This is a genomic window from Adhaeribacter terrigena, from assembly GCF_016623615.1.
Lineage (GTDB): Bacteria > Bacteroidota > Bacteroidia > Cytophagales > Hymenobacteraceae > Adhaeribacter_A > Adhaeribacter_A terrigena.
The window spans coordinates 24,207-36,642 of sequence record NZ_JAEHFX010000008.1; the positions used below are offsets into that span (position 1 = coordinate 24,207).

The 12,436-nt window shown below is 47.6% G+C and carries 9 protein-coding genes; 5 read left to right on the top strand and 4 right to left on the bottom strand.

What is annotated here, in order from left to right; genetic code table 11:
• Positions 1 to 112: 112 nt before the first annotated feature.
• Positions 113 to 1,399, top strand: a complete 1,287-nt coding sequence (locus tag I5M27_RS14480; protein WP_200507041.1) for a hypothetical protein — start codon at positions 113 to 115, stop codon at positions 1,397 to 1,399.
• 18 nt (positions 1,400 to 1,417) lie between these two features.
• Positions 1,418 to 2,941 carry an OmpP1/FadL family transporter gene (locus I5M27_RS14485; RefSeq protein WP_200507042.1) on the top strand — a complete coding sequence of 508 codons (1,524 nt, stop codon included), beginning with the start codon at positions 1,418 to 1,420 and terminating at the stop codon, positions 2,939 to 2,941.
• Between the two features lie 468 nt (positions 2,942 to 3,409).
• Here I5M27_RS14485 and I5M27_RS14490 read toward each other — a convergent pair whose 3' ends face one another.
• The gene (locus I5M27_RS14490; protein ID WP_200507043.1) at positions 3,410 to 4,057 is read right to left on the bottom strand and encodes a hypothetical protein; all 648 of its coding nucleotides are present in this window, start codon (positions 4,055 to 4,057) and stop codon (positions 3,410 to 3,412) included.
• A gap of 195 nt (positions 4,058 to 4,252) precedes the next feature.
• Between I5M27_RS14490 and I5M27_RS14495 the strand changes: the two genes are divergently transcribed.
• Both I5M27_RS14495 and I5M27_RS14500 read left to right on the top strand, forming a co-directional pair.
• The gene (locus I5M27_RS14495; protein ID WP_200507044.1) at positions 4,253 to 6,460 is read left to right on the top strand and encodes a S9 family peptidase; all 2,208 of its coding nucleotides are present in this window, start codon (positions 4,253 to 4,255) and stop codon (positions 6,458 to 6,460) included.
• A gap of 46 nt (positions 6,461 to 6,506) precedes the next feature.
• Positions 6,507 to 7,475 (top strand): glycosyltransferase family 2 protein, encoded by a 969-nt coding sequence (locus I5M27_RS14500; protein WP_200507045.1) that lies wholly within the window; start codon positions 6,507 to 6,509, stop codon positions 7,473 to 7,475.
• 62 nt (positions 7,476 to 7,537) lie between these two features.
• Here the strand turns inward: I5M27_RS14500 and I5M27_RS14505 are convergent, their stop codons facing one another.
• From I5M27_RS14505 to I5M27_RS14515, 3 genes are all read right to left on the bottom strand, one after another.
• Positions 7,538 to 8,266, bottom strand: coding sequence for a hypothetical protein (locus I5M27_RS14505; protein ID WP_200507046.1), 729 nt, complete (start codon positions 8,264 to 8,266; stop codon positions 7,538 to 7,540).
• A 160-nt stretch (positions 8,267 to 8,426) separates the two neighbouring features.
• On the bottom strand, positions 8,427 to 8,759 hold the full coding sequence (locus I5M27_RS14510; RefSeq protein WP_200507047.1) for a DUF3817 domain-containing protein: 333 nt from the start codon (positions 8,757 to 8,759) through the stop codon (positions 8,427 to 8,429).
• A gap of 54 nt (positions 8,760 to 8,813) precedes the next feature.
• Positions 8,814 to 10,256 carry an aldehyde dehydrogenase gene (locus I5M27_RS14515; RefSeq protein ID WP_200507048.1) on the bottom strand — a complete coding sequence of 481 codons (1,443 nt, stop codon included), beginning with the start codon at positions 10,254 to 10,256 and terminating at the stop codon, positions 8,814 to 8,816.
• 201 nt (positions 10,257 to 10,457) lie between these two features.
• Between I5M27_RS14515 and I5M27_RS14520 the strand changes: the two genes are divergently transcribed.
• Entirely contained in the window at positions 10,458 to 12,332 is a 1,875-nt protein-coding gene (locus I5M27_RS14520) for a hypothetical protein (protein ID WP_200507049.1), read from the top strand.
• The last annotated feature ends 104 nt before the right edge of the window (positions 12,333 to 12,436 follow it).

Here is a 12,436-nt window from a genome sequence, read left to right on the forward strand (position 1 = left end):
TCATTTCGGCCCAAAAATACGTTAATAAAACTGTATTAACCAGTAAACCGGCCGTGTTTAATGCTTAGTGCATTTTCGTGCTTCCGGCTATACCGTTTAAAAATATAAAATTATGAAAAATATAATTACTACTGCTTTGTTGCCGCTGTTGGCCGGGTTGGCTTTTAGCTGTACCAGCACCACGGCGCTGCAGTCCTCCGAAAACGACGATCTGTATTATGCTTCTACTGACAGAACGGTGCGGCCGGAGCTGGCTTATACAGGTTCTGAAAGCGTATCGGGCTCTGAAGAAGTTTCCAATCCGGAATACGGAGATGCAGGAAGCGGTCAGAATTCGATTACGAACAACTATAATTACTACGACAACGACCGGTATTCTACCCGTAGCTATGCGGGCAGCCGGTTCCGGAATTATAATTATTACAGCGCCGATCCTTTTTACGATCCGTTCTATTCGCCTTTTGGTTATTCTGCGGCGTATTGCTACAATCTGTATGATCCGTTCTGGTATCCGTATTGCTATCCTTCGCGTGGTCTGACCATCAGCTTTGGCATTGGTTATGGCTATGGCTATGGCTACCGGCCTTACGGTTACGGTTATAGCCCTTACGATTATTACGGTTATGGTTACCGGGGTGGTTACGGTGGATACTACCAGGGATTTTATGACGGATATTATGCGGGTGGCGGTGGCTATGGCTATGGTTACAACCGCCACCGGGTAAATTACGCGCCGCGTACCAACCGCAGCAATGTGCCGGGTAATGCGCCGGTAAATAATGCAACCGGTCGTCCTTCGGTGCCGGGTGGCCGGGTGGCAGATGCTAACCCGAATACTGGTACCGTAATTCCGGGCAGCCGTCCGAACCGGATTTCCCAACCGGGAACCTCTACTCCGGGCCGGGCAGGTCAGCCGGTTAATAATAATACTCCCCAAAATGGCCGCGAACAGCAGGGCCGTCCGGCGCAAAATGCACGTCCGGGGGGGCGCGAAACGCAGAATATTCAGCCGGAAAATTACCAGTTCCAGAACAATGCCCAGCCAGGTGTAGAGTACAGCCGTCCGGCCCGTGATAATGCCACCGTTCCTGCGCAGGCAAGCCCGGGAGGCAGAGTGCCTGCCGATAGAGTGCCAACGCAGGAAGTAACGCCATCCAGATCACAACCATCGCAACCGGTTCAGATAGAGCAACCGAGCCGTCGGGAACAGCGTCGTATGCAATCGCAGCCGCAATCGCAACCAACCTACCAGTCAGCGCCGCAACGCAGCGCCCCGGTTTATGAAAACAGCCGTCCGGCGCGCAGCAGCGACAACAGCGGTTCTTATCAGGCGCCTAGCCGGAGCAGTTCACCTGGTTCCAGCCAGCCAAGCGGTGGCGGCGGACGGCCAAGACGATAATTAAACAAGCAGACCCTTATGAAGAATTTGAAAATATTAGCTACCGGGCTGGCTTTGCTGGCCTGGAGTAGCTGCGCTTTGGCGCAAAACGAAACCGATGCACTGCGTTATTCACAACTCGGTTTTGGCGGTACGGCCCGTATTCAGGGTATAGCCGGCGCCCAGATAGCTTTAGGCGCCGATGCATCTACTATGGCTGGTAACCCGGCCGGTTTAGGGCTTTACCGCAGAAGTGAATTTACCTTCAGCCCTGGTTTTAGTTTTAACAATACCGAAAGTTTTCTGGGAAATACGTCCACGCCTGACTCCCGCAACAATTTTAATATCTCGCAGGTGGGAGCCGTTTTTACCGACCGCAAAGCCGATGATGTAGTAAGTGATTGGCGGAGTGGAAGCTTCGGGATTGGCTTTACCAGGCTGAATTCCTTTCAGGCCAATACCAGCTATACCGGACAGGTAGAAGATAAGAATTCTCTTTTGCAATCGTTCGACGATAATATCAGGAATTTCAACATTACGCAGGCCCAACTGGATGCCGAATACGGGTCTGGCGGCAATAATATTACAACCCTGGAAGGCCTGGCGTATGCCACGTATTTAATAGATGTAGATTCTACTGGTAACGTGTATGTGCCGGCGCGGCAGGGGGTGCTTACTCAGGGAGAAAACATTTACAGTCGCGGCGCTCAAAACCAGTGGGATTTTAGCTACGGCGCCAGCTATCAGGATAAATTGTTTATTGGCGGTTCGCTTGGACTTGCTACAGTGAGCTATGAACAAACCCGCACTTATACCGAAATAGCCGGCAACGACGAACCATATTTCTCTTCGCTTACACTTACCGATTATTTTAAAACCAGCGGTGCCGGCATTAATTTTAAAGTCGGCCTGATCTACAAACCCGTAGATGCTTTGCGGTTGGGTGCTACTATTCAGACGCCAACTTTTTACGGACTGGAAGACAGGTATAGTTCTGCTATGCAGGCCAATTACAAACCAGGCGTTTTTACTACCAATAGCATTTATGCGCAAGCCCTGGATGGCGAATTTGAATATAACTTAACCACGCCGTTCCGGGCTAATGGCGGTATTGCTTATTTTATTGGTAAATACGGGTTTATTTCGGCCGATGTGGAATATTTAGATTACAGCGATGCGCGCTTTAGTATTTCCGACGATAATCCGTATGGGTTAGATCCGGGCACCGGTTATTTCAGCCAGCAGAACCGCCGTATTTCCGATACTTATTCCGGAGCCATGAACTACCGGATCGGGGCGGAAGCGCGTTTTGATGTGTTCCGGGTGCGGGCAGGTTTTGCACACTACGGCGATGCGTTCGATAGTAATTTAGACCGGGCCCGTAAATATTTTACCGGCGGTATTGGTCTGAAAGAGAAAAACTATTTCCTGGATGCCGCTTATGTATTCGGGAAATGGAACAGCTATTATTCACCTTACATACTGAACGATAATTCGCAGCCCGTGGTAACTACCGAAAATAAAAATACCAGCTTTGTAATTACCGGCGGTTTCAATTTTTAAGACTTTTCAGGCTTCAAACCCTACCGTTCTTTAAAAGAAAAAGCAGCGATCCTTCTCCGGATAGCTGCTTTTTCTTTTGTTTGTAAGTCTAGCTGAATATCTGAACAAGGGGAAATTCAGAATGTATTCCAGGTCGATGTGCAGAGAATCAATTTGTGTGAAAATTAAATTTGATCTGAATTGCATTTATCCTGAGCCGGGACAATTCGGAACAAAATATTCTTCCCGTTTTCCATTACAATTCCTTTGTAAAATGCGCCTTGCAAAGGAATAAAGGCAAAAAACGGTATGGTTTCAGGCAATAAAAGTCTGTAAGTAAGTGACGAATTATGGTTTTGCTTGCCAGTATTCAGCATTCAATTGCAGAACATTGTTAATACCTTTTTCAGGATCGGGAAAAGCCTGGAGGGCAAAAAAAAGCCCCGCATTGCTGCAGGGCTTTTTCAAAAATGGGATTTAAGCTAATGCTTATTTTTCCATTTTAACGTCCATTCTTAATTCGCTCTGGTTGTTATTGGCTGCAGTAGGAGCAACAATGCTGTTAATTTTAGCTACGCCATGTTTGCCGGTAGAAGTTACAAAAGCAAAAACATCGTTCGCTTTTAGTTTTTTAACAGAAGTAGTTGGGGTTGCAGTGCTATTGGTGTAAACTGCCGCAACTTGATCGCCGTTTGTCAGGTTTGTGTAAGTAGCAGTGTTAGTGCCAATACGCTTGAACATGGTGGTATTTGTAGTGGTCCAGGTCTGGATTCCATTGTTTGCGTTGTTGTAAACTTCACCAGCCTTGGTGTCTTCCGGAGAAGCAAGCGTGGCTGCATGGTTAGCAGCAGCAGTATCGCCGCTCAAAGGGCTGCTATGGTAGTAAATCAGGTCTATCAGGCCGGAATTGGTTTTCGCATCAGTTGAGTTTCTTACCACACCATCTGTAGCAGAGAAGAAGCTTCCGGAAGTAGCGTTATTCTGGTTACCTAAAATTCTGGCTGAGAAAGTATTCATTTCTGCCGCAGCAGGAGGCGTTACTGGTTGCGGATCATCATTGTCATCGCCGCAGCTGGTCATTAATCCTAAGCTCGCAACAGTTAACATCGACAGGTAAAAGGTTCTCAGTTTTTTCATGGTTTTCATTAAATTTTAAATTGATTATAAAGTTAAGATTTTAATTCTATCGGGTTTGTTCGCAAACTTAATACCATTTTTAAATATAGCCTATTGCTATTTGATAAAATAAGGCCGTAAATGCTTTTCCGCTTTTGCAAAGCCAATTTTTCAGGTTAAATTTAGCGTTTAAATCTGGTTTACAAATAAAACGCTATGCATTTTCAGGTAAAAACTATCCTCTTTGCCTTCATTCTTCTTTTGGGTTCGCAGTTTGCAGAGGCCCAGCAAAAGCTTAAAATTACGGTAGAAGATATTTGGGCCAAACCTACGTTTGCCGCAAAGTCGGTGCACGGCGTAAACTGGATGAAAGACGGCCGCTATTATTCTTCACAGCTGGCAGATAACGCCAACAAGGTAACCGATATTGTAAAAGTAGACGTTACTACCGGCCAGCCGGTAAGTACGATCATTGAAGGCGAAGGGTTGCGCGTAGAAGGCAGCCAGGAACCAATTGCCTACGATGGTTACGAATTCAGTGCCGATGAGAAGAAGGTGCTTTTCTCTACCCAGACCGAACCTATTTACCGCCGTTCTTCCAAAGCCGAATATTACGTTTACGACCTCGATTCTAAAAAACTGGTAAAGCTCAGCAACGGTGGCAAGCAATCGTACGCCACGTATTCGCCGGACGGTAAGCAGGTTGCTTTTGCCCGCGACAACAACATGTTTGTGGTAGACCTGGCCACCATGCAGGAAAAACAACTCACCAACAACGGTAAATTCAACCACATTATTAACGGTTCTGCCGATTGGGTTTACGAAGAAGAATTCGAGTTTGCGAAAGCCTTTTTCTGGAGCCCGAATTCTGACCGGATCGCCTTTTATACCTTCGATGAAAGCCGCGTGCCGGAATACAACATGCAAATGTGGGGCAATTTATACCCAACCGATTACCGCTTTAAATACCCGAAAGCCGGCGAAGCCAATTCCATCGTTTCTATTTCAGTTTACGACCTGAAAAACGGAAAAACCACCCCAATGAACGTGGGTCCGCAGCAAGACCAATACATTCCGCGCATTAACTGGACCACCGACAACAACCTGCTTTCTATAAGAAGAATGAACCGTTTGCAGAACACCCTGGAGATTCTGCACGCCAACGCCAACACCGGCGAAAGCAAAGTGATTCTGACGGAAAAAGACAAAGCCTACGTAGAAATTACCGACGACCTGACGTACCTCAAAGACGGCAAGCACTTCGTGATGAGCTCCGAGAAAGACGGTTTTCGCCATTTGTACCTCTTCGATATGAAAGGCAAGGAAAAGCGCCAGATTACCAAAGGCAACTGGGAGATCAGCAACGTGCTGGGTTTTGACGAGAAAAACAATACCGTTTTCTATACAAGTACCGAAGTTTCGCCCATGACGCGCCAGCTTTACCGCATCAGCCTGAAAGGAAAAGATAAAACCCGCTTAACGAAGGAAAACGGTACGCACAACATTAACATGAGCCCCGATTTTCAGTATTACCTCGATTATTTTTCTACCGCCAACGCGCCATTAGCTGTTAGCCTGAATTCTGGAAAAGACGGCAAACAAATTAAAATGCTGGAAGATAACGCCGCCTTGAAAAGCCGTTTAACCCAATACGAAATCTCGCCGCTGGAATTCTTCAATTTTAAAACTACCGAAAACGTAAGCCTGAACGGCTGGATGATCAAACCTTCCAATTTCGATCCGAATAAAAAGTATCCGGTACTGATGTTTGTGTACGGTGGTCCGGGTAATCAGCAGGTAAACGACGCCTGGAATTCTAAAGATTTTATGTGGTACCAGATGCTGGCCCAAAAAGGCTACATGATCGTGTGCGTAGATAACCGCGGCACCGGTGGCCGCGGCGCCGATTTCAAGAAAAGCACCTACGCCAACTTAGGCAAATACGAAGCCCATGATCAGATCGAAACTGCCAAATATCTAGGCGGTCTGCCGTACGTAGATAAAGCGCGCATCGGGATCTGGGGCTGGAGCTACGGCGGTTATATGACGCTGCTGGCCTTAACCAAAGGTGCCGATTATTTCAAGGCCGGCATTGCGGTGGCCCCGGTTACCAACTGGCGTTATTACGATACCGTTTACACCGAACGCTTCCTGAAAACCCCGCAGGAAAATGCCGCCGGTTACGACGATAATTCTCCGGTACAGTACGCCGACAAACTGAAAGCAAAGCTGCTTTTAATTCACGGTACCGGCGACGATAACGTGCACGTACAGAACGCCATTGCCATGACCGACGCCCTGGTAAAAGCCAACAAGCAATTCGAGACTTTTTATTACCCGAACCGCAACCACGGCATTTATGGCGGCAATACCCGTTTGCACCTTTACAACCAGATGACCAGCTTTATTGAACGCAGTTTGTAAGCAAGCGTACCGGCTGAAAAAGCTGCGATGGTAAAATACTGAATTGATGAATCCGACAATTTCCGTAATTATTCCGATCTACAACGAAGAAAAGAATATTTTCAATTTATACGACCGGCTCACCGGGGTAATGCAAACCCTAGGCGAAACGTATGAATTCATTTTTGTGAACGACGGCAGTCGCGATAACTCGCTGGCACTTATAAAAACCCTAGCCCAACGCGACGAAAAAGTCAAATTCATCAACTTCAGCCGTAATTTCGGGCACCAGATTGCGGTGAGCGCCGGCCTGGATCATACGCGTGGTAAAGCCATTGTAATTATAGATGCCGATCTGCAGGACCCGCCGGAACTCATCATTGACCTGTACAAAAAAATGCAGGAAGGCTACGAAGTGGTGTATGCGCGCCGCCGGAAAAGGGTAGGGGAAAGCTACTTAAAACTGCTTACCGCCAAATGGTTCTACCGGATTTTAGCCAACATTACTTCCGTAGAAATTCCGGTTGATACCGGCGATTTCCGGATCATGAGCGATAAGATTGTGCAGGTGCTGCGCAACATGCCGGAACGCAACAAATTCCTGCGCGGGCAAATTTCCTGGGCGGGTTTTAAGCAAACCTATGTAGAATACGACCGAGCCGAACGGGCCGAAGGCGAAACCGGCTACACCTACCGCAAAATGATCCGCTTCGCGCTCGATGGGATTACTTCTTTTTCCGATTTCCCGTTGAAAGTGGCTACCATGTCGGGTTTTGCAGTTTCCGGAATAGCTTTTCTGGTTATGCTGTATGCGCTTTATTCCCGGTTTGTTACCAACGATACTGTTCCCGGCTGGACTTCCACCATACTGAGTGTGTTGTTTCTGGGCGGCATTCAGCTTATTTCCATCGGCATCATCGGCGAATACATCAGCCGGATCAGCAATAACGTACGCGGCCGGCCGCTTTATATCATCTCCGATACCAATGTGAACACGCAGCCAGCCCAGGTTCCGGCGCATGCGCAGGTGTTTTAGAAATCTGAAAAACGCTAGGGTTTGAAAGCAAAAAAGTCTGGTAAGGTTGCCAGACTTTTTGTTTACGGCCGAACGATTTGCTGCTTAAAATGAAACTTCAGCAGTTTGTCGTTTATCGGAATGTTGATCTCGTAGCTGGTGGCCTGGTCGTGACGTTGGAAGTAAACTTCGCCGTAAATAACCGAGTTGGGCGGCAACGTGCTTTTTCGCAGAATGGTCTGGTCTAAAAAGCGTTTGCGGTCGTTCAAAGAAATCCGTTTGTTTTCTAATCTATATAGGTCAATTTCGCGGTTATGGGCTGATTCATCCCGCATCTGCTGCCGTTGTTCACGCTCTTCAGGTGTTTCCTTGTCGGCAATGCTGGCAACGGCCGAAGTTGTTTCTAACAGGGAAAGGGTAACGTGGCTAATAGCGGTATTCATTTCTTCTGCTTCCTGCCGCGATTTTTGTTTGGCCAGATCCAGGTAATAGCTTTCCGGATCTACGGCTTTTTGTTGCTGCACAATGCTTTGGGGCAGGTTCGCGCCGCTCATATTCGACCAGAATCTTTCAGGGGCTACCAAAACCGGCCGGCTGGAATTATTCTCCACTTCCACGTTGAAAATGGCGTTATTCCGGTCGTTCGTTTCGTAGGCAATTTTCACCACCACGCTATCTACAGTTTTGTGTACAAATTCGCGTCCCCAAGCCCAGTTGGTGTTTTCTTCGGTTGGCGAAATTTTAGAAATATTGTAGGGGCTCACGCACGAAGTAAGCAATAAACCAAAAGCGAAAAAAAGAAAGCGTTTCATGGCAGGCTTCAGAATAGAACAGGCACGCTAAGTTATTCAAATTCCGGAATACCTGCGCGAAACTGTGTTATTTTATCTGCCGGAAAACGCTATGGTTTTAACGCAAAAAAGTCTGCAAAATTCGCTTTTGCAGACTTTCGAAGATGCTTTCAATAATAAATTAAGCCGCTACTTTGCTTTTATAAGCAGCTTCGCGTTGTTCCCGTACCAGTTGGCGGTCCAGGGCAAATGTGCCGAGCGGGATCAACGAAGCCACCAGCGCCCAGATGCCTTTCATAAACGACCAGCGGCGCTGCACGGCTACCTGAAAAACGGCGGCAATGTAAAGCACAAACAACACGCCATGCGCCCAACCCGTGTATTTTACCACCAGCGGCTGGTCAAAATAATATTTCAGCGGCATGGCAATGCATAATAAAACAAGATAAGAAAGGCCTTCCAGTAAACCGATTAAGCGCAGGCGCCCGAGAGCGGTGGTTAAAAATTTGTTCATTGTGCGAGCAGTTTTTAAATTAATAAAGTCGTTAACGCCTGATTATCAGGTTTATTATAGTTTCACGCAAACATTTTGGGGCTCGGTAAAGAATCGTAGCGCCTCCAGGCCACCTTCGCGGCCCACGCCCGATTGCTTCATCCCCCCGAAAGGTGTGCGTAAGTCGCGTAGTAACCAGCAATTTACCCAAATAATTCCGCATTTTATCTGATGGGCTACGCGGTGCGCTTTGGTCAGGTTCTCGGTCCAGATGGTGGCGGCCAGGCCGTAGTCGGTGCAATTAGCGTATTCCAGCACTTCTTCTTCCGTATCGAAAGGCGTGAGCGTAACTACCGGCCCGAAAATTTCTTCCAGGTTTGTGCGGCAGTTATAAGCCAGGCCTTCTATCACGGTTGGGGCAATAAACCAGCCGTTCGCATTTTCGCCTTCCAGTTTTATCTGCTTGCCGCCGGCCAGAATTTTGCCGCCTTCTTCTTTGGCCAGATCAATGTAAGAAAGCACCTTTTCCATGTGCGCCTGCGAAACCACGGCACCTTGTTTGGTTTTTTCATCTAAAGGGTTACCGTTTTTAAGTTCAGCAACTTTGGTTAAAAAGCCTTCCTTGAATTGCTCATAAATGCTGCGCTCGATAAAAATGCGGGAGCCGCACAAACAAATTTGTCCCTGGTTGGCAAACGAAGAATTAATGCTGGTGGCAATGGCTTTTTCCAGGTCGCAATCGGCAAAAATGAGGTTCGGGTTTTTGCCGCCTAATTCCAGGCTTAATTTTTTGAACATCGGCGCGGCCACTCTGGCAATGGTTTCGCCGGTTTTGGTGCCGCCGGTAAAGGAAATGATCGGGATATCCGGGTTTTCAGTGATGGCCGCGCCTACTTTATGGCCGTAGCCGTGAATAATATTCAAAACGCCGGCCGGTAACCCTGCTTCCGCGCAAAGTTCCGAAAGCAAATAGGCCGTCATGGGCGTAATTTCCGAAGGTTTGGCAATTACGCAGTTTCCGGCGGCCAGAGCTGGGGCAATTTTCCAGGTAAATAAATAAAGCGGCAAATTCCACGGCGAAATGCAACCGGCAATGCCGTAGGGGCGGCGCAGCGTGTAATTGATAGCTGTGCCCTCCATGTAATGCGATTCCGAAGAAAAATGCTGAATGGCGGTGCCGAAAAATTCCAGATTCGAACTTGCGCGCGGAATATCTACGGTGCGGGCCAGGCTGATGGGTTTGCCGTTGTCGATGGATTCGGCGCGGGTCAGTTTTTCCAGGTTTTGGTCGATCAGGCTCGCAATTTTCATCAGCATTTTGCCGCGTTTTTCGGCCGAAGTGTTGCTCCAGGCCGGGAAAGCGGCTTTGGCTGCCAATACTGCCATTTCCACATCGGCCGCATCCGAATCCGGGATCAACGAATACACTTCGCCGGTGGCCGGGTTGTAATTATCGATGTACGTGTCGGAAATCGGGGCGCGAAATTCGCCGTTTATATAATTCTGAATGCGGAACATGCTGTCAATTTGGAAATTTGGAAATTTGGAGATTTGAAAATGAAAAACCAGTTTCCGAAGCTCCACTTATAAAGGTAAAGTTACAAATTTTCAGATTAACCCCGGCAGGCAGTTTTTCGGGCCAAAAGCATAGCGTTTTTTTAACCGCTGCAATAAATTGTACCTTTGCCGCTTGTTGCAATCCGCTTATTCCTTTTTTTGATGTTTCGTAACCGCGATAACGTTTTTATGCTGGCGCTTTTGGTGCTGCAGGCCGTAATAATTTTTTACACTTTCCGTGATGTGCTGAGCACCAGCGATGAATTTCTGCTGGTAAATTCCTGGGATGGTTTAAAGAATTATTTCACGTATTATGCCTGGTTAAAGCAACCCGAAACCGCCCCGTTCTTTCATTTTACGCAGCATAATTACCCCTTCGGCGAAACCGTGCTGTATACCGACAACACGCCGTTGTTTGCTGCTTTGGTAAAGGTTTTTTCGCGCTGGGTTTTTGATCTTACTCCCTACGCGCTTTCGCTGCACAATGCGTTTATGGTGGCCGGACTGGCCGTTGCTTCGCTTATTTTATACCGGATCTTCCGGCTGCTGCGCACGCCACAGGGCATTGCTTTTGCGGCGGCTTTCTTTCTGCCCTGGATCAGTCCGCAGCTCCTGCGCCTGAAGCTGGGGCATTATAACCTGTCGTTTTCGTGGGTGCTGCTGCTGGTAGTTTATTTGCTTTTAAAGCTGTACCAGCACTTCCCCGACCGCCGGAAAACGCTGCAGCTTTCTGGGGCTTTGGTAGTAACGCTGGTGCTCAGTTCTTTTTTGCACATGTATTACCTGCTGCTGAATCTGTCGTTTATCGGGTTCTTTTTCCTGTTCTGGTTCCTTCGGTGTTTGCTTAAAAAGCGTGAAATAAATGTGTGGGTAGGAGTGCTGGGGCTGATCAATGTGTGTATTCCGCCGGCGTTGGTTTTAGCCATTATCCGGTTGCCCGATGAAAATTACCACTTACGCCGCAGCATTGCCGAAGGCTACGACCGCCTGGACTGGAAACTGAACCTGGAAGCATTCATTACGCCGTACCCATACAATAAACTGAAACTCGAATTTTTGCGCTACCCGGAAATTCCCTACGAATCGTGGTTGTATCTGGGTGGGTTTGTGCTGGGAAGCTTTATTGTCTGGCTGATAATGATGGTTTTACTGAGAATCGGGCTGGTGAAAATAAACCGGCTTTCTGAAAAAGAACCGGAACTGATAAAACCTTTTCTCTGGCTTTTCGGCCTTTCAGCGCTGGGTTGCACTTTCATTGCTATGGGCGAAACCTATGCTTTTTTTGGCGGCGCTTTTACTTTTACCAATTACTTTAACCTTTTCTTTTACATTCACCAGTTTTCGGAAGTGGTAACGCAGTTCCGGGTACTTTCGCGGTTTGCCTGGATCGTTTTCTGGTTCTGCAACATTGCGGCGGTGTACTGGCTGGGTTTCGTCTGGAAACATTATACGCAACCGGTCTGGCTGAAATTGCTCGTAGTGCCCGGATTACTGCTGCTTTTAGCCATCGATATGCGTGACATGCGGAAACACATTTCAAAAGTGAAAGGTGAAAATGTGATGTCGCACCCGAAGCACCTGCAATTTATGCGCAACCTTGCCGGCAATCTTGACCCGCAGGAATTCCAGGCCATCCTGCCAATACCGTTTTACCACGAAGGTTCCGAAGATTACGACATCAGCCTTTTTCCTGACGATGCATTTTACCGGGGCAGCATTCAGCTTTCGGAAGTAACCGGTTTGCCAATCATGGCCAGTAAGTTATCGCGCACGCCGCCGGTGCAGGTGCAGCACTTCTTAAGCATTTTTCTGGCGCTCAAACCCGATACGGCTTTAACCAACCGGCTGAACGCAAAACCGGTTCTGGTGCTTTACAACCGCGCGTATTACAACGGCCAAAATAATTTTTATCAGGATCTGAAACGGGAACCTGCCTTATCGGCTTATAAAAAAGGCAAAAACCTTTCGGCCGAAAAAGGTTGGGAAATGCTGGCGCAGCAAGGCGATTATGTGCTGTATAAAGCTTATCTGAAGTAACACTGAAAACCGGATGCAATAGTTTTCAGGCCTGAAACCATAGCGTTTTTGATCACTGATTTTACGGATCAGTGGATTTCGCTGATTTGTTTATTTATGCCGAT